19 protein-coding genes are annotated in these 24,327 nt (G+C 71.5%); 11 read left to right on the top strand and 8 right to left on the bottom strand.

The features are described 5' to 3' along the window. Positions 1-25: 25 nt before the first annotated feature. Together ABD352_RS26555 and ABD352_RS26550 are read right to left on the bottom strand one after the other, a co-directional pair. A complete protein-coding gene (locus ABD352_RS26555; RefSeq protein ID WP_344615202.1) occupies positions 26-718 on the bottom strand; it encodes an alpha/beta fold hydrolase in 693 nt (230 codons plus the stop codon). A 93-nt stretch (positions 719-811) separates the two neighbouring features. Further along, positions 812-3,607: a helix-turn-helix transcriptional regulator gene (locus tag ABD352_RS26550; protein ID WP_344615201.1), complete on the bottom strand. Its 2,796-nt coding sequence runs from the start codon at positions 3,605-3,607 to the stop codon at positions 812-814. A 126-nt stretch (positions 3,608-3,733) separates the two neighbouring features. Between ABD352_RS26550 and ABD352_RS26545 the strand changes: the two genes are divergently transcribed. Then, positions 3,734-4,255, top strand: coding sequence for a DUF7919 family protein (locus ABD352_RS26545; protein ID WP_344615200.1), 522 nt, complete (start codon positions 3,734-3,736; stop codon positions 4,253-4,255). 35 nt (positions 4,256-4,290) lie between these two features. Here ABD352_RS26545 and ABD352_RS26540 read toward each other — a convergent pair whose 3' ends face one another. Beyond that, complete coding sequence (locus ABD352_RS26540; RefSeq protein ID WP_344615199.1) at positions 4,291-5,232, bottom strand: quinone oxidoreductase family protein; 942 nt, start codon at positions 5,230-5,232, stop codon at positions 4,291-4,293. A 144-nt stretch (positions 5,233-5,376) separates the two neighbouring features. On the opposite strand from ABD352_RS26540, the gene ABD352_RS26535 reads away from it, so the two are divergent. Together ABD352_RS26535 and ABD352_RS26530 are read left to right on the top strand one after the other, a co-directional pair. Continuing rightward, positions 5,377-6,309, top strand: a complete 933-nt coding sequence (locus tag ABD352_RS26535; RefSeq protein ID WP_344615198.1) for an MBL fold metallo-hydrolase — start codon at positions 5,377-5,379, stop codon at positions 6,307-6,309. A gap of 116 nt (positions 6,310-6,425) precedes the next feature. Beyond that, complete coding sequence (locus ABD352_RS26530; protein WP_425553644.1) at positions 6,426-7,547, top strand: glycoside hydrolase family 53 protein; 1,122 nt, start codon at positions 6,426-6,428, stop codon at positions 7,545-7,547. A 40-nt stretch (positions 7,548-7,587) separates the two neighbouring features. Here ABD352_RS26530 and ABD352_RS26525 read toward each other — a convergent pair whose 3' ends face one another. Both ABD352_RS26525 and ABD352_RS26520 read right to left on the bottom strand, forming a co-directional pair. Beyond that, positions 7,588-8,145, bottom strand: a complete 558-nt coding sequence (locus ABD352_RS26525) for a DeoR family transcriptional regulator (RefSeq protein ID WP_344615197.1) — start codon at positions 8,143-8,145, stop codon at positions 7,588-7,590. Between the two features lies 1 nt (position 8,146). Beyond that, positions 8,147-10,081 (bottom strand): beta-galactosidase, encoded by a 1,935-nt coding sequence (locus ABD352_RS26520; protein ID WP_344615196.1) that lies wholly within the window; start codon positions 10,079-10,081, stop codon positions 8,147-8,149. A gap of 156 nt (positions 10,082-10,237) precedes the next feature. On the opposite strand from ABD352_RS26520, the gene ABD352_RS26515 reads away from it, so the two are divergent. Genes ABD352_RS26515 through ABD352_RS26500 form a run of 4 tightly spaced genes read left to right on the top strand, consistent with a single transcriptional unit; the run spans position 10,238 to position 14,326 of the window. Then, positions 10,238-11,542, top strand: a complete 1,305-nt coding sequence (locus tag ABD352_RS26515) for an ABC transporter substrate-binding protein (RefSeq protein ID WP_344615195.1) — start codon at positions 10,238-10,240, stop codon at positions 11,540-11,542. Continuing rightward, the gene (locus tag ABD352_RS26510; protein ID WP_344615194.1) at positions 11,539-12,456 is read left to right on the top strand and encodes a carbohydrate ABC transporter permease; all 918 of its coding nucleotides are present in this window, start codon (positions 11,539-11,541) and stop codon (positions 12,454-12,456) included. Before ABD352_RS26515 ends, ABD352_RS26510 begins: the two co-directional genes overlap by 4 nt. After that, positions 12,453-13,283, top strand: coding sequence for a carbohydrate ABC transporter permease (locus tag ABD352_RS26505; protein WP_344615193.1), 831 nt, complete (start codon positions 12,453-12,455; stop codon positions 13,281-13,283). Before ABD352_RS26510 ends, ABD352_RS26505 begins: the two co-directional genes overlap by 4 nt. 20 nt (positions 13,284-13,303) lie before the next feature. Next, positions 13,304-14,326, top strand: a complete 1,023-nt coding sequence (locus ABD352_RS26500) for a LacI family DNA-binding transcriptional regulator (protein ID WP_344615192.1) — start codon at positions 13,304-13,306, stop codon at positions 14,324-14,326. Positions 14,327-14,353: 27 nt separating this feature from the next. On the opposite strand, the gene ABD352_RS26495 is transcribed toward ABD352_RS26500, so the two are convergent. Together ABD352_RS26495 and ABD352_RS26490 are read right to left on the bottom strand one after the other, a co-directional pair. Beyond that, complete coding sequence (locus ABD352_RS26495) at positions 14,354-14,542, bottom strand: hypothetical protein (protein ID WP_344615191.1); 189 nt, start codon at positions 14,540-14,542, stop codon at positions 14,354-14,356. Between the two features lie 9 nt (positions 14,543-14,551). After that, positions 14,552-15,340, bottom strand: coding sequence for a maleylpyruvate isomerase family mycothiol-dependent enzyme (locus ABD352_RS26490; RefSeq protein ID WP_344615190.1), 789 nt, complete (start codon positions 15,338-15,340; stop codon positions 14,552-14,554). A 237-nt stretch (positions 15,341-15,577) separates the two neighbouring features. Here ABD352_RS26490 and ABD352_RS26485 point away from each other — a divergent pair, with 237 nt between their 5' ends. Further along, complete coding sequence (locus ABD352_RS26485) at positions 15,578-19,045, top strand: indolepyruvate ferredoxin oxidoreductase family protein (RefSeq protein WP_344615189.1); 3,468 nt, start codon at positions 15,578-15,580, stop codon at positions 19,043-19,045. 294 nt (positions 19,046-19,339) lie between these two features. Next, positions 19,340-21,004, top strand: a complete 1,665-nt coding sequence (locus ABD352_RS26480) for a cellulose binding domain-containing protein (protein ID WP_344615188.1) — start codon at positions 19,340-19,342, stop codon at positions 21,002-21,004. Between the two features lie 79 nt (positions 21,005-21,083). Here ABD352_RS26480 and ABD352_RS26475 read toward each other — a convergent pair whose 3' ends face one another. Further along, positions 21,084-22,478: a sugar porter family MFS transporter gene (locus ABD352_RS26475; protein ID WP_344615187.1), complete on the bottom strand. Its 1,395-nt coding sequence runs from the start codon at positions 22,476-22,478 to the stop codon at positions 21,084-21,086. A 423-nt stretch (positions 22,479-22,901) separates the two neighbouring features. Here ABD352_RS26475 and ABD352_RS26470 point away from each other — a divergent pair, with 423 nt between their 5' ends. Together ABD352_RS26470 and ABD352_RS26465 are read left to right on the top strand one after the other, a co-directional pair. Beyond that, positions 22,902-23,636: an endo alpha-1,4 polygalactosaminidase gene (locus ABD352_RS26470; RefSeq protein WP_344615186.1), complete on the top strand. Its 735-nt coding sequence runs from the start codon at positions 22,902-22,904 to the stop codon at positions 23,634-23,636. Positions 23,637-23,655: 19 nt separating this feature from the next. Further along, the gene (locus ABD352_RS26465) at positions 23,656-24,201 is read left to right on the top strand and encodes a SigE family RNA polymerase sigma factor (protein ID WP_344615185.1); all 546 of its coding nucleotides are present in this window, start codon (positions 23,656-23,658) and stop codon (positions 24,199-24,201) included. Positions 24,202-24,327 lie beyond the last annotated feature (126 nt).

Raw genomic sequence — 24,327 nt, 5'->3', positions numbered from 1 at the left:
CTGCGCGAGCGTGTGCCCCGGTGGTTCAGCTGCCGGCTGCCGCGCGCCTGATCAGGTCGGCGACCGCGTCGGGTTGGGAGACGTAGATGGCGTGGCTGCCGGCGACCTCGACGACGGCCGAGCCCGCGCGTTCGGACATCGCCCGCTGGGCCGGCGGCGGGATCATCCGGTCGTCGGTGGCGACCAGGTACCAGCTGGGCTTGGTACGCCACGCGGGTTCGTTGACGGCGCCGGCCAACGCGTCCACGCCCCACGGCACCTGCGAGTCGGCGAGGAACGTGGCCTGGTCGGCCGGAAGGTCACCGGCGAACGAGGCGTGGAACTTCTCCCGGTCGAGGAAGAGGAAACCGTCGACGGGCGGCAGGATCGGCGGGACCGGTGCACCCGGGGGCGGATCGGCGATGAGGGAGTTCACCGACTCGCCCTTGTCGGGCGCGAACGCGGCGATGTACACCAACGCGGCCACCCGCGGGTGGTTGCCGGCCTCGCTGATCACGGCTCCGCCGTACGAGTGCCCGACCAGGATCGCGGGACCGTCCTGACGGTCGAGGACGAGCCGGGTCGCCTCGACGTCGCCGTCGAGCGACAAGGTGGGGTTCTGCACGACGCTGACGCGGTACCCCTCCCGCGTCAGCCGGTCGTACACCGGCTGCCAGCCGGACCCGTCGACGAAGCCGCCGTGGACGAGCACGACGTTGGAGACTGCTGGCGAGGTCATGACCTATCACTCCTCATGCGCTGGATCGGTGCGACGCGAGTGACGGTAGGCGGCCGGCGGCTCCGGTCGATTGCGTCAAATGACTGGTCCGCGTCAAGCGCTCGACGCCGGCGGCTCGGTGGCGCCGGTGTCCGCCAGCGCATCCCGGAGGGCCGCGCGTGAGGTGATCCCCAGTTTCGGGAAGGTCTGGTACAGGTGGGTACCGACTGTCCGGGGCGACAGGAAGAGCCGTTCGCCGATCTGCTTGTTGGTCAGGCCGGCGGCCGCGAGCTCGGCGATCTCGCGTTGCTGCGGCGTCAGCGCGCCCGGACCGGCCGGGGCCAGGTGACCCGCGGTCTGGCCGGTCGCGCGCAGTTCGGCCGCCGCACGTGCCGCCCATGGGCGGGCGTCCAGCCGCTGGAAGGTGTCCAGGGCGGCGGTCAGGTGCCGGCGGGCCTCGGTCGGGGCCTTGCCGCGCCGCAGCCGTTCGCCGTAGGCGAGCGCGATCCGGGCGCGATCGAACGGCCAGCGCTCGCCGCCCGTGACGGCGAGCGCCGCAGCGAACCGGGCCGGCGCCTCCTCGTCGGTCGCGACCAGGGCGGCGGCCCCTTCGATGGTCATGGCCAGCCGAGCGGACACCCCGGCCACGCCGGAGGCGCGGGCCGCGGAGACGTGCGCTGCCGCCTCGGCGCTTCGTCCGGAACGCACCGCCGCCTCCACCACATCCATGATCACCCAGAGTGCGTGCGGCACGTGGTCGGCCAGCTCACCGACGGGGGTGATCACCGTGGCGTGCCGGTACGCCTCCTCGAAGTCCCCGCGGCCGAGCGCATCCGTCAGCATCGCCTGGGCGGCGATACGCGGGACGAGGCCGGCGCGGCGCGGGGTGGCCCACATCGTCATCCGGTCGGTGAGCCGCTTGACGGTCTCGTGCTCGCCGCGCGCGGCGGCCAGCATCGCCAGCAGGTACAGGCCGATGCATTCCAGCAGCCGGTAGTTGTGGGTGCGGCACAGTGCGACGTGTTCCTCGGCGAGCGGCCGCATCTCGTCCCACTCGCCGGTCATCATCTGGTCCAGGCCGAGCAGGGAACGGGCATGCAGGGACAGGGTGACGGCCGCGCCGCGGTCGTCGCTCAGGATGCGGGTCAGCGCGGTGCGGCAGAACGTGAGCCGGTCGACGAACATCGCGGACAGGCCGACCCTGACGCTCCACACCGGGTCGGCCTGGTCGGTCAGGTCGGCGATCGCCCGGTCGAGGCGGCCGAGCAACGCCGGCGCGGTGCGCGCCGGGTCGGCGAACGTCCCGGCCAGCAGCGCGAGCAGCTCGGGCACCGGAGGAGTGAGCCGGGCGAACGCGGCGCGGAACGGCTCCCACAGCTCGGCCCGCCCGCCGAAGTAGCACACCCAGCCGAGGGTGTAGAGCGCCTCGACCAGGGTGGCGTTGCCGCCGTCGTACGGCGTCGGCTGCATCTCGATGGCGCCGACCAGGAGCCGGTGGGCGGTGTCGACGTCGCCTTCCCCGCTGAGCAGCAGGTGATGCGCGGCGGCGACCGCGGACACGAGCGGCCGGTCGCCGTCGCTCTCGCGGGCATCGGCGAGCAGGCGGGGGACATCGCGCAGGTCACCGGTCACGACCGCGCCGAGGTACGCCGCTTCGGCGAGCCGGCGGCCGCGGTCGGCGCCCGCCGGGCTGAGGTCGGCGGCATACAGCAGGGCGGTGACCGCCCCGGCGGCGTCACCACGGCTGCGGGCCGTGTGCGCGGCGTCCTCGAGCAGGCGGGCCACCCCTTCGTCGGTGCCGATGGTCGCCTGGGCCAGGTGCCAGGCGCGCCGTTCCGGGCGGTGCGCCAAGCTCCCGGCAAGATCGGCGTGCGCGCGCACGCGATCGTCCACCGTGGAGAGATCGACCACCGCCGACCGGGTCAGCGGGTGGTGGAACGCCACAGTGCCGGCGTGCTCGTCGACGTGGACCAGGCCGGCCCGCTCGGCCGGGGCCAGCGCCGCGAGGCCCCCGTCACCGGTGGCGAGCGTGTCCAGCCTGCCCGTGCCGTCCAAGGCGGCCAGCAGCAGGAGGTGCCGGGTCGGTTCGGGCAGACCTCGCACCCGCGACTCGAATGCCGCCTGGAGGCGGCGGTTCAGCGGGAGTACCTCGGGCAGCGATCCCATTCCGGACTGCTGGCGATCGGTGAGCGCCAGCGGAAGCTCCAGCAGCGCCAGCGGGTTGCCCTGGGCCTCCGCGAGCAGGCGCCGCCGGACCCGGGGAGCCAATGCCGGAAACCGCTGGGCGACCAGCGTCGTCGCGGCCCGCTCGTCGAGCGGCCGGACCTCGTGCTCCCGCAGCCCCGCCCGGTCGAAGAAGCTCTCCTCCCCGATCCGGTACGCCGCCAGCAGCCCGACCCGGGCCGGCAGGCGGCGCGCGAGGATCGCGAACACCATGGCGCTCGCCCGATCCAGCCACTGCAGATCATCGAGCATCAGCAGCACCGGCCCACCCGCCGCCGCCCGGTCGAGCAGCGCCAGAGCCGCATTGGCGATCATCAGCAGGCCGGGCGGCGACCCGTGGCGAACGCCCAACGCGACACCGAGCGTCCGCCGGTGCGCCGGGCTCAACCCCGCGAGATCCTCGATCAACGGGCGCAGCGCCTGGTGCAGGGCCGCGAAGCTGTACGCCGCCTCGAACTGCGTGCCGGAAGCCACCAGAATCCGCGTCCCCGCCGCCGTGGCGTACCCGGTCGCGGCCCCCAGCAGTACCGTCTTGCCGACACCGGGCTCGCCGAACAGCAACAGGGCGCCGCCCACACCCCCTGATCGATCCACGAACGAGCGCAGCACGAACAGGTCGTCGTCACGACCGACAATTTCGGCTTCGCCACCGCCAACCGCCGTGCCACCGGCAGACTCATCGCGCACGTGGGCCGCCGAGGACTCGAACCCCGGAACCGCCGAACCCCGTGACCATCTCCGGCCCGCTACCCCCGCATCCTAAGGGTTGCGTTGAGGGCAGCTCGGGTGACGCCGGTTGCTGTACCGTGCGCCGTGACCTACTTCGCGGACCTGACGCCCTACGCCTACGGCGGCGACGACGACACCGACACGCTGCAGTACGACTGGGGCTACGTGGACTACCGCCCGGAGTACGAGCGGCGCAACGTCGGCTGGCTGAGCGCGGAGCACCCGTTCGAGCGGGGCCCGGTGCCGGACTGGTTCGCCGGCGCGTTGCTCGACGCGATCGGCAATCCGTCCGTCAACCAGTACCGCGGCCTGCACGACTGCGAGTTCTGCCCGCCCGGCGAGGGCCGCGGCATCGTCGATCCGCGGCCGGGCCGGAGCTTCCTGGCGTACCACGAGATCCGGGTGCCGGCCGGGCCGGGCGTGATGTTCGCGGCGCCGGCGCTGATCTGGCACTACGTGACCGCGCACGAGTACCGGCCGCCGGCGGAGTTCGTCGAGGCGGTGGGGCGCTACGACGCCGGGTGGGCGACGCAGCCCGGCCCCTGGATCCCCGCCGACGCGGAGCACCTTGTCTACGGCGGCCCGGACCCCGACTTCGACGAGTAGCGTGCCGGGAGGCGAGGCCGCCGAGGACACGGCGGCTACGGAGTCAGGATCAGCCTGGCGTGAGCGCCGCGCCGTTCCTGCTCCCAGGCGCTCGCGACCTCGGCCAGCGGCAGCCGGATCACGTCGACGGCGATCTCGCCGAGGGCGGCGCGCTCGGTGAGGTTCCGGTATGCGTCGCGCCGCTCCTGCAGCGGGGCGCGGAAGACCACGAACGAGAGGATCTCCAGGTCGGCGGCGCGGATCACCGCCGCGGGGAGGTCGATGGTGGGGGCGGAGGAGGCGCCGATCTGGATGTGCCGTGCCCCGGGTGCGACGGCCTGCATGGCCGCCAGGGCCGGTTCGCCCCACAGCGGGTCGATGATGACGTCGATCCCGTGGTCGCCGGCCGCCTGCCGGAAGGCGGACGGCAGGTCGGTGCCGGGGGAGAGGACCACCGTGGCGTCCGCGCCGTGCTGTCGTGCCCACCGCAGGCGGTCCGGGTTGCGGGCGGCGGCGATCACGTGGGCGGCGCCCAGGGACTTGGCGGCTTGGACCGCGACGGAGCCCACCGCTCCGGTCGCGCCGAGGACGAGCACCGATTCGCCCGGCTGCAGCCTGGCCCGCCAGCTCAGGGCGAGCCAGGCGGTCAGGCCGGTGTTGCCCAGCGCGGCCGCGGTGGCGTCGTCCACGCCGGCGGCCACGTCGAGCAGGTCGGTATCGGACACCAGGGTCTGTTGGGCCCAGGAGCCGTACGGCGCCACCGGGGCGTCGAAGTAGACCCGACGGCCGTGGGCCGTCCGGCCGACCCCGTCGGACCCCACCACGGACGGAATCGGAGGCGGCCCGGTGTAGAACGAGCCGGACGCCTTGGCCAGGTCCAGGTGGTTCACGCCGGCGGCTGCCACGTTCACCACGACCTGACCCTCGCCGGGTTCGGGCTCGGCGAAGTCCCCGAAGTGTGGCGGGACACCCACGTGGTCGAGTACCGCAGCCTTCATGCTCCAACCGTAGTTCCGTCCCGGGCGCCCGGCGGGCGGCGCGGCGGGTGAAGGCGAGGGCCGCGGCCGCGTGCATCACCTGGAGCGGGCGAGTCGTACACCACCGCGAAGGGTGCAGCCTGGATTGACGGAGAGGCGGGGGCCGTGGATCGGGTCTTGATCGGCGCCGTGGAGATCACGCGCGTGGTGGAGTTGCAAGGACTGAGCCGGACGGTGGACGAGATCTTCCCCGATACGCCGGCGGATACCTGGCGCGCGAACACCTCATGGCTCGCGCCGGACTTCTGGGACCCGGGCACCCGCGCGTTCCGGGCGTTCGTGCAAACCTGGGTGCTGCGCTACGAGGGCCGGACGGTGCTGGTGGACACCGGTATCGGCAACGGCCGGGACCGGCCGCAGTTCCCGCGGTTCGCCAACCTGCACACGGACTACCTCGACCGGCTGGCCGCCGCCGGCGTACGTCCGCAGGACGTCGATCTCGTCGTGAACACCCACATCCACGCCGATCACGTCGGGTGGAACACCCACCTCGTCGAGGGATCCTGGACTCCGACGTTTCCCAACGCCTCCTACGTCGTCGCGCGCGCCGACTACGAGTACTTCCACCCGGACAGCGTCATCTACACGCGTGCGCCCCGGACGGAGGACGAACGGCGACAGCTCGAGTGCCACCGGTTGCTCTTCGCCGACAGCATCGCGCCGATCGAGCAGGCCGGCCAGCTGCGGCTCTGGCAGGACGGCCACCGCATCGACGGCGTGCTGCGGCTGGAGGCGGCCCCCGGTCACACGCCCGGCTCCGCGGTCGTCTGGCTCGAGACGCCCGACGCCCGCGCGGTGTTCGTCGGAGACCTCGTGCACAGTCCCGTCCAGTTCCTGCACGCCGACGAGCGCTGCAGCTTCGACGTCGACCCGCAGCAGGCTCGTACCTCCCGGCGCCGCATCCTCGACGCCGCCGCCGGAAGTGGGGCCATCGTGTTTCCGGCCCACTTCGGCGGACACGGCGCGGCCCGCATCGGCCAGGGCCGCGGGGATGAGGATTTCGTCGTACAGCAGTGGGTCGACCTGCCCTCCCGGTGACGGGAGCCGTGAACGATCCCACTTTCAATCAACATCTGTCATCGTCTTGACGCTCAACAGCACCGCTCCGAACACTGGGAACGTTCACGGTTACACTCCCGAGCGAAGGAGTACCAGTGCTCCGGAATCCCCGCACCCGCCGCGTCGCCGCCATCATCGGCGCGGCCGCGATCGGCGCCGCCCTCGCCGTCGCCAACGCCGCGCCCGCCGGCGCGGCGACCATCACCATGCGCGGCGCCGACGTGTCGTCGCTGCAGCGCAGCCTCGACCTCGGCGCGAAGTACTACAACGCCTCCGGCACCGCCGCCGACCCGCTCGACATCCTCAAGGGCGTCGGGGTCAACTACGTGCGGCTGCGCATCTGGAACAACCCGGCGAGCGGGTACAACAACCTCGCCAAGGTGCTCGTGCAGGCCAAGGCCGCGAAGGCCAAGGGCCTGCAGCTGATGATCGACTTCCACTACTCCGACACGTGGGCGGACCCCGGCAAGCAGTACAAGCCGGCGGCGTGGGCGTCGCACAACATCTCGGCGCTGCAGACGGACGTGTACAACTACACGCTCTCGGTCTGCAACGCGCTCAAGGCGCAGGGCACCACGCCCGACAGCGTGCAGATCGGCAACGAGATCAACGTCGGCATGCTGTGGAACGACGGCAAGGTCGTCAACAACGACTTCACGAACCTGAGCCTGCTGCTGAAGTCCGGCTACAACGCCACGAAGGCCTGCAACAGCGGCACGCAGGTCATCATCCACACCGCTGACGCCGACAGCGACGCCAACGCGCGCTGGTTCTACGACGGCATCAAGGCCAAGGGCGTCACCTGGGACATCACGGGCCTGTCGTACTACTGCATGTGGCACGGCACCCTGTCGAACCTGTCCACGGTGATCGGCGACGTGCGCACGCGCTACGGCAAGCCGGTGATCCTGGCCGAGACGGCGTACCCGTTCACCTCAGCCAACGCCGACTCCGAGGCGAACTCGGTGAGCGGCTCGGCGCCGTGCTCGGGCTACCCGGCCACCTGGGCGGGCCAGGCCAGCGAGTTTACGGCGGTGCAGAACACGGCCCGCTCGGCGGGCGCGATCGGCGTCTTCTACTGGGAGCCGACCTGGTACGCGATCTCGGGCAACGGCTGGGACCCGGCGAACATCAACGGCACCGGCAACCAGTGGGACAACATGACCCTCTTCGACTGGACCGGCCACATCAACCCGAACGTCTCCTGGACTCCGTAGAACCCTGATCCGTCCGACAGGCCGCCCGGCTTGTCGGCGGCTAGAGAAACACCCGGCGACGGGCCCGGTGCAGCAGCGCCAGGTCCGTCGCCGCCGCCAGGAGATCGCCCGAGACCACGGGCTCCACGAACGCGATGTCCAGGTGCACGTCGCGCAGGGCCAGCTCGGCCAGGGGGCCGGCGTGGCTGCCGGACGGCGTGCGAACCCCGCCGATCAGCAGCACGGTCGCCGACTCCGCCCGGATCGCCCGGGCCACCGCCAGCATCGGGGTCACGACCGTCAGAGCCGGCACGCCGGCGACGAGCGCGGCCAGGCGCGGGCCGAGGCGGCGGCCCGACACGCCGATCGCCATCCCCGGCTGGACCAGCGCCGCCGCGGCCTGCAGGCCGGCGGTGTCGGGCACCGGGATCGGCGGGGGCGCCAGGGGTACCGCGCCACCGTGGACGCGGCGCAGCAGGCCCCGCTCGGCCAGGGCCGACAGGTCGCGGCGGATCGTCGGGATCGAGACGTGGAAGCGGCGGCTGAGCTCCTGCAGACCAACGCCGCCGCGCTGGCGGGCGGCGGCGAGGATCTCGGCGCGGCGCATCTCGATGATCATGTCAGGGCTCCTCGCGCAGGACGACGACCTCTCCGGCGGGGACGGCGACCCCGCGGACCTCGGCGGGCTCGACGCCGTGGTTGATCGCGAACAGGTGGGGCGGGCGGCGCACGAGCTCCAACGTGGACGGCACGGCGGCGCGCGCGGACAGGCCCGCGTCGGCATACACCCGCTCCAGCAGGCGGCTCAGGTCGGCGTCGGCGAGGCGGGTGGAGACGTACCACGCGACGCCCCCGCCGCGCTCGTGGCGGGTCACGGCCGGGCCGCCCGGGGCGGGGCCGTCCACATAGGACAGCACCGCCGTGGCGCCGTCCAGGCGTACGTCCTCCGCCCACACGTCCGCCCGGGAGCCGTCGGAGAGCAGGAGCCGCTCGCCCGAGCGCAGCGGCAGGAACTCCTCGACCGCCAGGCCGAGCACCTCGCGCAGCGCGCCCGGGTAGGGGCCGTCGGGCACGGCGTCGTTGGCGTCGACGACGCCGGAGAAGTACGACACCACGAGCGTCCCGCCGCCGGACACGTAGGCGTCGAGGTTCTTGGCGGCCGCGGCGGTGGTGAGGTACAGCGACGGCACCACGACGAGCGGATAGCGCCCGAGGCCGGCCTCCGGGTGCACGAAGTCCACGGTGAGGTGCGCCTCCCACAGCCGGGCGTAGTAGGCCTCGACCCGTTCGCGGAAGGTCACGTCCACCGACGGGCGCCACTCCAGCTCCAGCGCCCACCAGGCCTCCCAGTCCCAGACCACGGCCACGTCGGCGGCGACCCGGGTGCCGCGCAGGTCACCGAGGGCGGCCAGGCGGGTGCCGAGGTCGGTGACCTCGCGGAAGATGCGGGTGCCGGTGCCGGCCTGCGGCAGCATCGCCGAGTGGAACTTCTCGGCGCCGAAGCGCGAGGCCCGCCACTGGAAGAACATGACGCCGTCGGCGCCGCGGGCCACGTGGGCGAGGCTGTTGCGGGCCAGCTCCCCGGGGCGCTTGGCGATGTTGCGGGGCTGCCAGTTCACCGCGCTGGTGGAGTGTTCCATGAGCAGCCACGGCGCGCCGCCGGCGAGGCTGCGGGTGAGGTCGGCGCACATGGCGAGCTCGACGTGGCGGTCCGCGCGCTCGGAGGCGAGGTAGTGGTCGTTGGCCACGATGTCCACCTCGCCGGCCCACTTCCAGTAGTCCACCCACTTGCAGTTGGCGATCATGAAGTTCGTGGTGATGGGCACCGCCGGCGAGTGCGCCCGCAGCACGTCCCGCTCGCGCCGGTAGTTGGCCAGGTGCGTGTCGGAGCAGAAGCGCAGGAAGTCCAGCTGCTGCGCGGGGTTGACCGCGGTCGGGGCGAGCCGCGGCGGCTCGATCTCGGCCCAGTCGCCGTAGCGCTGGCCCCAGAACGCCGTTCCCCAGGCGGCATTCAGCGTCGCGAGGTCGCCGTGCCGGGCGCGCAGCCAGGCCCGGAACGCCTCCGCGCAGGTGCCGCAGTAGCAGTGCGCGTTGACCCCGGCGAACTCGTTGTGCACGTGCCACAGCGACAGCGCCGGATGGGTGCCGTAGCGGCGCCCGAGCTGCTCGGCGATGTTCGCCGCGGCCGCGGCGTACTGCGGGGAACTGGGGCAGAAGCTCTGCCGCCCGCCCTGGCCGAGCACGTGCCCGGCCCGGTCGACCAGGCGGGCGCCGGGGTGGTTGCGGGCGAACCACGGCGGCGGCGCCGCGGTCGGGGTGCCGAGGTCGACCCGGATGCCGGCGCCGTGCAGCAGCTCCAGGACGCGGTCGAGCCATTCGAAGGTGTACTGCCCGGGCGCCGGCTCCAGCAGCGCCCAGTTGAACATCCCGAGGCTGACCAGGTTGACGCCCGCCTGCCGCATGAGCGCGACGTCCTCGGCCCACACCTCCTCGGGCCACTGCTCGGGCGTGTAGTCCCCGCCGTAGGCGAGCCCGCCGAGCTGCAAATCCGCCACAACCGTGCTCCTGACCGTGAACGTTCCCAAAGGCTCTGCGCGCACTGTAGCGCACACTTGGCCACTTGACACCGAGCTTGACCGAGCCAAAACTGTGAACGCTCCCAGTCGTACACCCCATCGTTTTCGACGACGACTACGTGTTGGAGATCGCTCATGAAGCGCACGACGCGCGCCCTCTTCGCGGCCGCGGCGGCCGGCTCGCTGCTGCTCGCGGCGGCCGGCTGCTCCGGCTCGGACGACAGCAGCTCCTCATCCGGCGGGAAGGTCGAGCTGACCTTCTGGTCCTGGGTGCCGGGCATCGACAAGGTCGTGGACCAGTGGAACACGGCCCACCCCGACATTCACGTCACGGTCAGCAAGCAGGCCCAGGGCGACGAGGAGGTCACCAAGGTCCTCACCGCCAACAAGGCCGGCAACCCGCCGGACCTGTTCCAGGCCGAGTACCAGGCGCTGCCGACCCTGGTCAGCAACGGCGCGGCCGGTGACATCTCGAAGTACGCCGGCGACGCCAAGGCGAAGTTCGCGGCCGGCGTGTGGAGCACGATCACGCTCGGCACCGACGCCGTCTACGCCATCCCGCAGGACTCCGGCCCGATGATGCTCTACTACCGCCAGGACATCTTCGCCCAGCTCGGGCTGAAGGTCCCGGCCACGTGGGACGAGTTCGCGCAGACCGCGAAGCAGGTACGGCAGAAGGACCCGAAGCGGCACCTCACCACGTTCTCGGCCGGCGACCCGGGCTGGTTCGCCGGGCTCGCCCAGCAGGCCGGGGCCAAGTGGTTCGGCGTCAACGGCGACACCTGGTCGGTGCACGTCGACGACGAGGCGACGAAGAAGGTGGCGGACTTCTGGGGCGGCCTGGTCGCCTCCGGCGACATCGACAAGCAGCCGATGTACACCCCCGAATGGAACAAGGCCCTCAACGACGGCACCCTGATCGCCTGGCCGAGCGCCGTGTGGGGCCCCGGCGTGCTGTCGGGCAACGCCCCGGACACGTCCGGCAAGTGGGCCATCGCCGAGCTGCCGCAGTGGAGCGCCGGCGAGCACAAGACCGGCAGCTGGGGCGGCTCCTCCACCGCGGTCGCGGCCAAGAGCAAGCACATGAAGGAGGCCACCGAGTTCGCCATCTGGCTCAACACCGACACCGCCGCGGTCACCGGGCTCATCAACAACGGCGGCATCTACCCCGCCGCCACCGCGGCGCAGTCCGGCGGGGCGCTGTCGAAGCCTCCGGCGTTCTTCAGCAACCAGCCCGAGTTCTACACCCTCGCCCAGACCATCGCCGGCACCGCCGCCGGGGTCACCTGGGGGCCGAACGTCAACGTCACGTACGCGACCTACAAGGACGCCTTCGCCAAGGCCATCACCGACAAGACCGCCTTCCCGGCGGCGGTCGGCGCGATGCAGCAGTCCACCGTGGACGATCTGAAGAAGAACGGGTTCAAGGTCTCCGGATGAGACGGCACTCCCGGCGTACGGCACCGGCCTCGGTGCCGTACGCCTTCCTCTCGCCCGCGATCGTGCTCTTCGCGCTGTTCATGGTGGTGCCGATCGGTTACACGGTGTACCTGTCGCTGCGCCGCGTGAAGGTCAGCGGGCTCGGCCTCGGCGCCGCGGCGCGGGTCGAGTCCTTCGTCGGGTTCGCCAACTACCGTGCGGTCTTCGCCGACGGCGAGTTCTGGCACAGCGCGCTGCGGGTGCTGGTCTACGGCTGCCTGCTCGTGCCGACGATGCTCGGCCTCGCCCTGCTCTTCGCGCTGCTGCTGGACCTGCCGAGGGCCCGGGCGCGGCGGTTCTCGCGGATGGCGATCTTCATGCCGTACGCCGTGCCCGCGGTCATCGCGAGCCTCATGTGGGGCTTCATGTACCTGCCGTCGGTCGGCCCGGGCCAGTACCTGCTCACCCTGGCCGGCGGGCACCCCGTCGACCTGCTCGGCCCGACGAGCATCTACTTCTCGGTGGCGAACATCGCGCTGTGGGGCGGCACCGGCTTCAACATGGTCGTGCTGTTCACGGCGCTGCGGGCGGTGCCGAGCGAGCTGTACGAGGCGGCCCGCATCGACGGTGCCACGGAGTGGCAGATCGCCTGGCGCATCAAGATCCCCATGCTGACCCCGGCGCTCATCATGACGTTCGTCTTCTCGCTGATCGCCACCCTGCAGGTGTTCAGCGAGCCCACCACGCTGCGCCCGCTGACCAACGCCCTGCCGTCGAACTGGACCCCACTGATGAAGATCTACGTCGACGCGTTCGCCCGCGACGACATCAACACGGCGGCGGCCGCGTCTGTAGTCGTCGCGGCGGCGACGCTGGTGTTGTCGTTCGGCTTCCTCCGGCTGGTACAGCGACGTGCCTTCGGGGCGGAGTCGTGAAGAAGTACTCGTTGCTGCCGACGCTGGTCCTGCTGGTCGGGGCCCTGTACTGCCTCCTGCCGATCGTGTGGGTGGTGACCGCGTCCTCGAAGACCAACGGGGAGCTGTTCCGCACCTTCACGCTCGCCCCGGGCACGGCGCTGTTCGACAACATCGCCGACCTCTCGCGGTACCAGGGCGGCGTCTACTGGCAGTGGTTCCTCAACACCGCCCTCTACGCCGGGGTGGGCGCGCTGCTGTCGACCGCCGTGTCCGGCATCAGCGGCTACACCCTGGCGAAGTACCGCTTCCCGGGCCGCGGCGTCGTGTTCAACGTGCTGCTGGCCGGGGTGCTGGTGCCCGCCGTGGTGCTGGCGATCCCGCAGTACCTGCTGCTGGCCCGGCTGCACCTGACCGACACGTACCTCTCGGTGCTGCTGCCGAGCATCCTCAGCCCGTACGGCGTCTACCTGGCGCGCATCTACGCCGCCGCGGCCGTGCCGGACTCCCTCGTCGAGGCGGCCCGCACCGACGGGGCCGGGGACGTGCGCATCTTCCGCAGCGTCGCCGTGCCGTCCATGCTGCCGGGGCTGGTGACGGTGTTCCTGTTCCAGTTCGTGGCGATCTGGAACAACTTCCTCCTGCCGTACATCATGCTGACCTCCGACGACAAGTTCCCGGTGACCGTCGGGCTCTACACGATGCTCAAGCAGGGCAACACCACCCCGGTCCTCTACACGCTGGTGGTGACCGGCGCCCTGCTGTCCATCGCGCCGCTGGTCGCGCTGTTCCTGACGCTGCAGCGCTACTGGCGCGTCGACCTGCTCTCCGGCGCGGTCAAGGGATAGCGCTGGTGCACAATGGCCACGTGCCAGAACCTCGCGAGACCCGGCGCCGCCCCGGCCGCCGCCCCACGATCAACGACGTGGCGGCGGCGGCCGGGGTGAGCCGGGGCACGGTGTCCCGGGTCCTCAACGGCGGCCACGACGTCAGCGACGCCGCCCAGGAGGCGGTCGAGCGCGCGATGCGCAAGACCGGCTACGTGGTCAACCAGCACGCCCGCAGCCTCGTGACCCAGCGCTCGCAGTCGGTGGCGTTCATCCTCTCCGAGCCGCAGGAGCGCCTCTTCGAGGACCCGAACTTCAACGTCCTGCTGCACAGCTGCACCCAGGCCCTGGCCAAGCAGGACATCACGCTGCTGCTGACCCTGGCCAGCAGCCTGGAGGACCGCAAGCGCCTGGGCCGGTACCTCACCGGCGGCCACGTCGACGGCGCGCTGCTCGTCTCCACGCACAGCGGCAACCCGCTCATCCCCGAACTGCTCGCCCGCGGCCTGCCGGTCGTGGCGTGCGGCAAGCCCCTGGGCTACGAGCGCCAGGCCGCCTACGTGGCCGCCGACGACCGCGACGGCGCCCGCCAGATGGTGTCGTACCTGCTCTCCTCGGGCCGCCGCCGCATCGCGACGATCACCGGCCCCCTCGACACGTCCGGCGGCGTCGAACGGCTGGCCGGCTACCGGGAAGCGTTGGGCGGCCAGCCGGAGCTGGTGGCCCACGGCGACTACACCCGCGCCAGCGGCGAGGCGGCCATGCTGCAGCTGCTCGAGCGGGCGCCCGATCTGGACGCGATCTTCGTGGCGTCGGACCTGATGGCGGCCGGCGCGATGACGGCACTGCACCGCGCGGGCCGCCGTGTGCCGGTGGACGTGGCGGTTGGCGGCTTCGACGACAGCCAGATCGCCACGACGACCCAGCCGCTGCTGACGACGGTCCGCCAGTCGTACCCCCGGATCGGCGCCGAGATGGTCCGCCTGCTGCTGAGCCAGATCGACGGCGAAAGCCCGGCCGCGGTCATCATCCCCACCGAACTGGTCATCCGCGAGTCGGCGTAACCAGCCGATCGCAGCCGGGCTCCGTGGTCACTGCCCCGCTCGCGGCGCCGCCTCGGCGAGCCTGCGGTCGGGGGTGAGCTGCGCCGGGTCGGTCCGGAGCTCGATCAACGCCGGGCCGCCGTGGCCGAGCGCCTCGGCGAACGCGGCCGGGAAGTCGCCGGTCTTGGCGACGAGCAGGCCCAGTGCTGAGGTCTCGCGGTGCACGACGTGGCGCACCGTTACGTACTACTCGTCCGGGTTCCAGGCGCGGAGCAGGTCGAACATACGTCGGTCGCCGTTGAGCTGCAGGGAGTCGAGCGGGATGCGGTCGTACAGCATGAGGACCACCTCACTGGCCGTGCCCCGGGCGGCCGCGGCGGCCGCGTCCGGGCCGCCGCCAGCGGTGGTGGGGAGACGGGTGGTCCGTGCGCCGTCGGCGGAGAGCGAGAGGCGCCAGGAGCGGCCCTCGGTGGCGTGGAAGTCGACGGCACCCGGCTCGTGCGGCCAGGCGCTCGTCGTGGCGCAGCAGGTGGACAGGAACTCATCGACACCGTCGAGTGCCACCTCGTCCGGCAGCGGCTGCGGGGCGCCCACGGTGATCTGGACGTCGTAGGTGTGCACCGCGGCCTCCTGGAGCCGGTGCCGGGCGACGGCACCGCAGGTCTGCGGCGACTCCGAATCACCCCACCACGTCCAGCAACCGCGATCCGGGCCGGACTCCCGCAATGCGCTCAGCAACTGCTCCGTGGACTCGGCCGACCAGGCCAGCAGGGCCTCGCGCTCCCGGGGCGCGGCCGGTGCACCCTCCGCCGACGCGGTCTCGGCCGGCGGAGCGTCGGCAGGCCCTGCGGCGACGGTGGCGGCCCAGCGGCGTTCTCCCCGGCCCAGGTGCAGCACCAGGTCCAGCAGCGTCCACTCGGGGCAGGTCGGCACCTGCACGTCAAGGCTGGACGCGGAGGCGACCGCGGCCCGGAACGCGACCGACCGTTCCTCGATCAGCCGCAGCAGGACGGAGAACTCCAGAGGATTTGCCACGCTCACTATCTATCACCGTGCGCCGACAACCGGACAGCGATTTTGACTGCCGACGCGGCGGGCGCCGCAGCCCAGGCCGCGTGCCCTCGGATGATGCAGGTGTCCTGCTCGGATCGGGCATCCTCGGAAGGCACGAGCAACGCTCCATGCATCTTCAGCAAATAGCTACGCAGCGCATAGCCGCGTCGGCTGTGCGAGTCTGGTGGCGTTCACAGGACCGAGAACTGGGCAGGGCGAATGACAGCGGAACTCACCGACAGGTACACCGCACAGACCGGTGATGTACAGATGACCGGGGTCCAGGCGCTGGTCCGCCTGCCGATGAATGTCCGCCGCGCCGATCGCGTCCATGGCCGGGACACCGCCGTGTTCGTCTCCGGGTACGAGGGCTCGCCGCTCGGCGGATTCGACCTGGAACTCCAGCGGCAGGGAAAGCTCCTCGACGACCTGGACGTGGTGTTTCGTCCGGGTGTGAACGAGGAGCTCGCCGCGACCTCGGTGCAGGGCACCCAGCTCGTGGCCGGACTGGACGACGCCAGGGTGGGCGGGGTCACCGGGTTCTGGTACGGCAAGTCCCCGGGCCTCGACCGCGCCACCGACGCCTTACGGCACGCGAACCTGATGGGGACGCACCCGCGCGGCGGCGCGCTGGCGCTCGTCGGCGACGACCCCTCGGCGAAGTCCTCGACCGTGCCGGGCGCGTCGGAGGCCCTGCTCGCCGATCTGGGGATGCCCGTGCTGTTCCCGGCCGACCCGCAGGACGTTCTCGACCTCGGGATGCACGCCGTGGCGATGTCGCGCTTCTGCGGACTGTGGGTCGCCCTGAAGATCGTCACGAACGTCGCCGACGGGGTCGGCAAAGTCCGGGTCGACGGTGACCGCATCGCGCCCGTCCTGCCGCAGGTGACGTGGCGCGGGGAGCCGTTCGAACACCGGATCAACGCCAGGATGCTGCAACCGGCCCTGTCGGAGATGGAGCAGAGCCGCGACGGCATCCGGATCGCCGCCGCCCGAACGTACGCGCGGGCGAACAGGCTCAACCGGGTCGAGGACTTCGGGTCGACGCCCACCATTGGCATCGTGGCCGCCGGGAAGACCTACCTCGACATGCGGCAGGCGCTCGTCATGCTGGGCCTGGACGACGCCGCGCTGCGTGCCCGGGGGGTCCGGCTGCTGCGGCTGGGCATGATCCATCCGCTGATCCCGGACGAGATCACCGAGTTCGCCGCCGGCCTGGACGAGATCATCGTGGTGGAGGAGAAGCGCCCGTTCGTCGAGTCGGCCCTGAAGCAGATCCTCTACGGGAGCGCCGACGCCCCCAGGATCTCGGGCAAGGGGGCGCCCGACGGCACCGCGATCTTCGCCTCGGACGGTGAGCTCGATGCCGACGGCGTCGCCGCCGGACTGGCCCGGCGCCTGGGTGGCCGGCCGGCCGGTCGTGGGGCGCGGCGCACGATCGTTCCGCTGCCCCTGGTCGCCCGGACGCCGTACTTCTGCTCGGGGTGCCCGCACAACCGCTCGACCAAGGTTCCGGACGGCTCGCTGGTCGGCGCTGGTATCGGCTGCCACACCCTCGTGCTGATGATGAGCCCCGACACTGTCGGCGACGTCATGGGGCTGACCCAGATGGGAGGAGAGGGCACGCAGTGGATCGGCATGTCCCCGTTCCTGCGGACGCGCAAGCACCTGCTGCAGAACATCGGTGACGGTACCTTCCATCACTCCGGCAGCCTGGCGGTGCGCGCGTCCGTGGCCGCCGGGATCGATGTGACCTACAAGCTGCTGTACAACTCGGCGGTGGCGATGACGGGCGGCCAGCAGGCGGTCGGCGCGATGTCGATCCCGGCGCTGACGCGGATGCTGACCGCCGAGGGGGTGCGCCGCATCATCGTCACCACGGAGGAGCCCCGGCGGTACCGTGGCGTCCGGCTCGCGCCGGCGGTGGAGGTCTGGCACCGCGACCGGCTGGTGGAAGCCCAGGAGGTGTTGAGCCGCGTCCGGGGTGTCACGGTCCTCATCCACGATCAGGAATGCGCGACCGAGTTGCGGCGCAAGCGCAAGCGCGGGCTCGCTCCCGACCCGGTCGAGCGAGTGATGATCAACGAGCGGGTCTGTGAGGGCTGCGGCGACTGCGGGCAACAGTCGAACTGCCTCTCCGTCCAGCCGGTCGACACGGAGTTCGGCCGCAAGACCGTGATCGATCAGTCGTCGTGCAACAAGGACTTCTCGTGCCTGGCCGGCGACTGCCCGTCCTTCTTGACGGTGGTCCCGGACGTGAAGTCGCGCGCCGGTCGCCGGCGTGCGCCGGCCCTGCCGGCGGACGCGATCGGCGAACCGGCATCGACGTTCGACCTCGCTGCCTCGACCCACACGACGCGCATCACCGGGGTCGGCGGCAGTGGCGTGGTGACGCTCTCGCAGATCCTCACCGCGGCGGCCCTGACCGCCGGCCACGAGGTCCGGTCCCTCGACCAGACCGGCCTGGCCCAGAAGGGGGGAGCCGTCGTCTCCGACATCAGGATCAGCGCGGCGCCGATCGAGCAGAGCAACAAGGCCGCCGCGGGCGAGTGCGATCTCTACCTGGGCTGCGATCTCCTCGTCGCCGCCGACGCCAGGAACCTTGCCGTCGCCGATCCGGACCGTACCGTCGCCGTGGTGTCGACGACCAAGGTCCCGACCGGACGGATGGTGGTCGACTCCTCCGACGGCTTCCCGGACGTGGATGCCACCGCCGCGCGGATCAAGGACGCGACCCGTGCGGCGCAGTCGGTCTTCGTGGACGCGCGCAAGCTGTCCGTGACGCTGTTCGGCACCGACCAGTTCGCGAACATGTTCCTGACGGGGGTGGCGTTCCAGACCGGTTGCCTGCCGCTGCCCGTGCACGCGATCGAGGAGGCGATCAGGCTCAATGGGGTGCAGGTGGAGCAGAACCTGCAGGCATTGCGGCGCGGGCGGCAGTACGTGGCCGACCCGGGCGCCTTCGCTGCCACGGTTGCCGAGCTGACGACCGAGGTGCCCGTGCGCGAGCTGACGGCCGCGCAGCGGCGACTGGTCGACACCGTCGGCGCCCCTGCGGGTTCCGAACTCGAACGACTGGTCAGCGCGAGGATTCCCGACCTGGTCGGATACCAGAATCTGGCCTATGCCCGCCGTTACGCCGAGTTCGTCGCCCGGGTCCACGAGGCCGAGCGGCACAGCGTGCCCGGCACGGACCTGTCGGAGGCGGTGGCGCAGTACCTCTACAAGCTCATGGCGTACAAGGACGAGTACGAGGTGGCGCGCCTCTCGCTCGACCCGCAGCTCGAGGCCGCGGTGCGCGCGGAGTTCGGCGCGGGCGCGAAGGTCTCCTATCGGCTCCATCCGCCCGTCCTGCGCGCGTTGGGCATGAAGCACAAGATGCGTCTCGGCCCCTGGTTCCGTCCGGTGTTCGGGGTCCTGCGCACGATGCGGGTCCTGCGGGGGACACCCATGGACCTGTTCGGGATGGCGGCGGTACGGCGCACCGAACGCAAACTCGTCGAGGAGTACCGCGCCACGATCGACGGTCTGCTGCCCGGCCTGAGCGAGGAGTCCCACGCGCGGTGCGTCGAGCTGGCGGCGCTGCCCGACATGGTCCGCGGCTACGAGGACATCAAGCTCGCCAACGTCGCGGGCTACCGGCGCCGGGTGGACGAGCTCACCGCCGGCCTGCCACCGGCCGGGTGACCGCGAGCGGGCCGTGACCCGCACGTCAACGAAACCGCCACCGTCGGGGAACGAGACCGCTTCCTCGACGGTGGCCGGGAAACTTTCAGCGCCGTCGGACAGGCGGCGCATTCCGTTTGTGCGCGCCGCGGCGGCATTCACCCGAGACTGCCCCGACGGCGGTTGTGCGGGCGTTGACAGCGGTCGCTGGCGTGAGCTTACTGAAGCGGTTCAGTTGCGCGGTGGCCGTGGGCTGCCGCGACTCCACCGCCCACACCGATCACGTTCGGGGTTCACGCCAGGAGGCGCACTCCTATGCATCAGTCCCATCCCGCACCCACCGGCTGGCGAGGCGCCCGGCGCCGGGTCGCGCTCGCCGTCGCGGTCTGTGCCGCACTGCTCGCCGCCGCGGTCGCGGTGCCCCTCGTGCAAGCGTCGGCCGCCACCGCCGGCTTCGTCACCCGCTGCGGCATCCATTTCTGCCTGGGCGGCCACACGTACTACTTCGCCGGAGCCAACGTCTACGACACCTTCACCTACGGCGGCAGCTACGGGGACACCGAGACCCAGTGGATGGACAAGGCCCGCATCGACAACCACATGGCCGAGATGGCCGCCGACGGGGTCACCGTGCTGCGCACGTGGATGTTCGACCACGAGACGTGGCACGGCTTCGAACCCGGCAAGGGCGTCTACAGCGAGCAGCAGTTCTCCGAGTTCGACTACATCCTCTACTCGGCCGCGCAGCACAACATCCGGGTGATCCCGGTCCTGGAGAACTACTGGGAGGCGTACGGCGGCATCGACACCCGGCTGTCCTGGGAGGGCCTGGCCACCGGTCAGGCCAACCGGTGGCGGTTCTTCAACCAGTCCGCCTGCCCGGGCTGCTTCACGCAGTACCAGAACTACGTGTCGTACGCGCTCAACCGCACCAACCACTACACGGGTGTCAAGTACAAGGACGACCCGGCCGTGTTCGCGTGGGAACTGATGAACGAGCCGCGGTACGAGGGCCAGGGCGCCGCGGAGAACGTCAACGGGACCACGCTGCGCAAGTGGGTCGACACCATGGCCGCCTACATCAAGGGCATCGACGGCAACCACATGGTCGACGCCGGCCTGGAGGGGCACGGCACCAAGTACGGCTTCGGCGGCGACGAGGGCAACCCGTTCGTCGCCATCCAGCAGTCGCCGTACATCGACTTCACCTCGGCGCACCCGTACCCGAACGAGGGCTGGGCCAACCTCACGCTGGCGCAGACGCTCACCCTCATCAACGCCTGGGTGTCCGACTCGCACGCGGTGGTCGGCAAGCCGTTCTTCCTGGGTGAGTTCAACACGCAGGGCGTGGACCGCAGCACCTGGTGGACCTCCATCTACAACGATCTGCAGACGCAGGATGCGGACGGCAGCGCGTTCTGGTGGTACCCGGACGCGCAGGCCGGCGGCGACAACTACAGCGTCAAGCACGGCGCACCGGAGCTGTCGGTGTTCAAGGCGCACTCCGCGTACATGGTGTCCAAGAGCGGCGGGAACCCCTCGACCAGCCCGTCGGCGTCCCGGTCGGCCTCCCCGTCCGCGTCGGTCTCCCCGTCCGCGTCGGCGTCCCCTTCCCGTTCGCCGTCCGCATCGCCGTCGGCGTCGGCCTCGCCGTCGACCCGTGCCGGCTGCACGGTCGGATACAGCCTCAACGACTGGGGCGCCGGCTTCACGGCCAACGTGACGGTCACCAACACCGGTGCCGCCCCGATCACCGGCTGGACTCTCAAGTGGACGTTCGGCGGCAACCAGGCGATCAGCAACGCCTGGAACGCCACCGTCACGCAGTCGGGACAGGCGGTGACCGCGGTCAACATGCCCTACAACGCCACCGTCCCGGCTGGGGGCAACGTGCAGTTCGGCTTCCAGGCGGCGTACAGCGGCACGAACGCGGTGCCGGCGCAGTTCACCCTCAACGGGACGGCCTGCGCCAAGGTCTAGGTGCCGGGGGCGGCCGCCTCGCGCCCACTGCGGGGCGGCCGCCGACGACGCTTGCGAGCCCCGCCCGGCGCGGGCCGGATCAGCGGACCGCTTCGGTGCGGCGGCGCAGGGCCTGCTCGATGTCCTCCAGGCTGCGGCCCTTGGTCTCCGGCAGGTTGCGGAACAGGTACAGGAAGCCCAGCACACCGAAGCAGGCGTAGAGCCAGAACAGCCCGGTGGCGGTCAGCGCGCCGATCGCCGTGAGCACGCTCAGCGAGATGAGGAAGTCCAGCGTCCAGTGGGTGACGGTACCGGCGCCGGCCGCCTTGCCGCGCACCGCGGTCGGGAAGATCTCGCTGTTGATGAGCCAGATGCCGAGGCCGAGGCTCGCGGCGAACGCGGCGATGTACACGCACAACACGGCCACCAGGACGGCCCCGGTCACGCCGGTCTGGCTCGGGAGCAGGAAGAGGACGCCGAGCACGACCAGGCTGACCACGACGATCGCGGTGCCGCCGAGCAGCAGCGGGCGCCGGCCGACCCGATCGATCGCGAGCAGCGCCACGATCGTGACGAGCATGTTGACCAGCCCGATACCGACCGTGGACAGCAGCGCCGCGGCGTCACCGAAGCCGGCCCGGGTGAGCAGGGTCGGCGTGTAGTAGATGACCGCGTTGACGCCGACGAGCTGGTTGGTCGCGGCGACGGCGACGCCGAGCAGCACGGCCGGGCGCAGCTGGCGGCCGAACACGTCGCGGATCGACATGCCGCGCTCCGCCGCGCTGATCTCCCGGATCTCGGCCAGTTCCTCGTCGGCCTCGCGCGGTCCGCGGGAGCGCAGCATGACGGCCCGTGCCTCGTCGTCGCGGCCCCGCGACAGCAGCCAGCGCGGGCTCTCCGCCAGGCCGAGCAGGCCGAGCAGCATCACCGCGGCCGGCACGACGGCGAGCCCCAGCATCCAGCGCCAGCCCTGGTCCACCCCGGAGAACGCGAAGCCGACGAGGTAGGACACGAAGATGCCGACGGTGATCATCAGCTGCTGTAACGACACCAGGCGCCCGCGCACCTGCCGGGGCGCCATCTCGGCGATGTACGTGGGCACCACCAGCGACGCCGTGCCGATCGCAAGCCCGAGCACGAACCGGGCGGCGATGAGCACCCCCGGGTTCGGGGTGAACGCCGACGCGAGCGCGCCGATGCAGAACACGGCGGCGGAGACCATGAGCAGTCGCCGCCGGCCGAAGCGGTCGACGAGCGGCCCGCCGCCGGCCACGCCGCCGATCGCGCCGAGCAGCAGCGCGGCGACGACCACCTCCTGCAGCGTGCTGGACAGGCCGAACACCGCCGTGAGGTACAGCAGGGCGGCGGAGATGACGCCGGTGTCGTACCCGAACAGGAATCCACCGAGCGCGGCGACGAGCGCCGGACCGAGGACCGACCAACGGACGGTGATGGTGGCGCCACGAGGGGTATCTGCTGCGGGGTAGCTGGCCATGTCGCGGCGCACCTCCTGCGTGGTCCGGGTGGACAGCCCTACCCCGTGCGGAGGCGATCGTGCGCGCCGTGAACCCAAAAGATTCTCGCGTCGGCCGGCAGCAGACCGGGGCGCTCACCGCATTGAACAGATGTGAGCGAGAAGATTCTTCGAGCCGTACGCCGCCCCCGCTGGCTCCTCGTGGCCATTGCCGCATGCGCGGTGCTGGCCTCCATCGCGCTGGGGATCGGTGCGGCCACAGCCGGTGAGCGACGCGCCTCCGGGCACTGGCCGGGCTGGTCGAGGCCGTCGCGCACCGCTCAGCCGAGCCCCGCGACGAACGGTCCCGGCGCCGCGCCCGCGTCATCCAGCCGGAGCGCCGCGGCGCCCAGCCCTTCGCCGGCCGCGAGCAAGACCCCGGCGCCCACGACCAGCCCGGCGTCCGTGAACGCCCCGCCGCCGAATGCCGGGTTCGACTACCAGATCGGCGGAGGGTATCCGCTGCCCGCCGGCGTCACCGTCGTGTCCCGCGACCACGAGGACACCGTCGCCACCGGCGCGTACAACATCTGCTACGTCAACGGCTTCCAGGCCCAGACCGAGGCCGCCGGGTGGTGGCGTGCCAACCACCCTGACCTGCTGCTGCGCAAGGGCGGCGCGGAGGTGGTCGACCGGGACTGGAACGAACTCGTCCTGGACATCTCCACGCCGGCCAAGCGTGCCGCCCTGGCCGACATCGTCGGCGGTTGGATCACGAGCTGCGCCGCCAAGGGCTTCAAGGGTGTCGAGGTCGACAACTTCGACAGCTTCGCCCGCTCACAGGGGCTGCTGACCGCCGACCACGCGATCGCGTTCGCCAAGCTCCTCGCCGCGCACGCGCACGGCAAGGGCCTGGCGATCGCTCAGAAGAACGCCTCGGAGCTCGCCCGGGCCGGGAAGACGCAGGCCGGGTTCGACTTCGCCGTGGCCGAGGAGTGCGGCGAGTACGACATGGCGCCGGGCGTCTCGGAATGTCAGGGTTACGTCGATGCCTACGGCGCCAACGTCATCGTGATCGAGTACGATCCCGGCAGCTTTGCCGGCACGTGCGCGAAGTACGGCAGCCGCCTCTCGGTGGTCCTGCGCGACGTGAACGTGAGCAAGCCCGGCTCCCGGTCGTACGTCTACCAGAGCTGCTGATCGCAGGAGTGCCGCGGAAATGTCCACCGGGTTCGACGAGTTCGTGGTCACCCGCGGTCACGCCCTCTTGCGGTTCGCACACGTGCTCTGCGGAGACCTGCACCTCGGCGAGGACCTGGTGCAGGAGGTGCTGGCCCGGACCCACCGCCAGTGGGTCCGGATCGAACAGATGCAGGCGCCCGAGGCGTACCTGCGCAAGGCCATCGTGCGCGAGTACCTGTCCTGGCGCCGGCGGCTGTCCAGCACCGAGACGCCCGTGCCCACCATGCCCGAGGGCGTCACCGGCGAGGCGGGAGACCCGGCGCACCGGCTCGCGGCCCGCGACGAGATGTGGACGTTCCTCGCCGGGCTGCCGCGCGCCCAGCGAGCGGTGATGGTGCTGCGGTACTACGCCGACATGACCGACGACGAGATCGCCGCGACCCTCGACTGCGGTGCCTCGACCGTGCGGGCCCACGCCGCCCGCGCGCTGTCCCGGCTCCGCACGGTCGTGCCGCGGCAGCGGGACCCTCGGCGGGGCACACCGGCCCCCGGGACCACGGAGGTGAGCGTTGAGCGAGCTTGACGCACTCCGGCAGTCCCTGCACGAGCACGCGGAAGCGACGCCGCCGCCGATCGAACTGCTCGCCGCGGTACACCGGCGATCGCGGCGGCAACGCAGACGCCGGACGGGGGCGATCGCCGGCGCGGC

It is taken from the genome of Dactylosporangium salmoneum, from assembly GCF_039532525.1.
Classification (GTDB): Bacteria; Actinomycetota; Actinomycetes; order Mycobacteriales; family Micromonosporaceae; genus Dactylosporangium; species Dactylosporangium salmoneum.
Note: the sequence above shows the minus strand (reverse complement) of the source record. Positions and strands in the feature narration are given on the sequence as shown.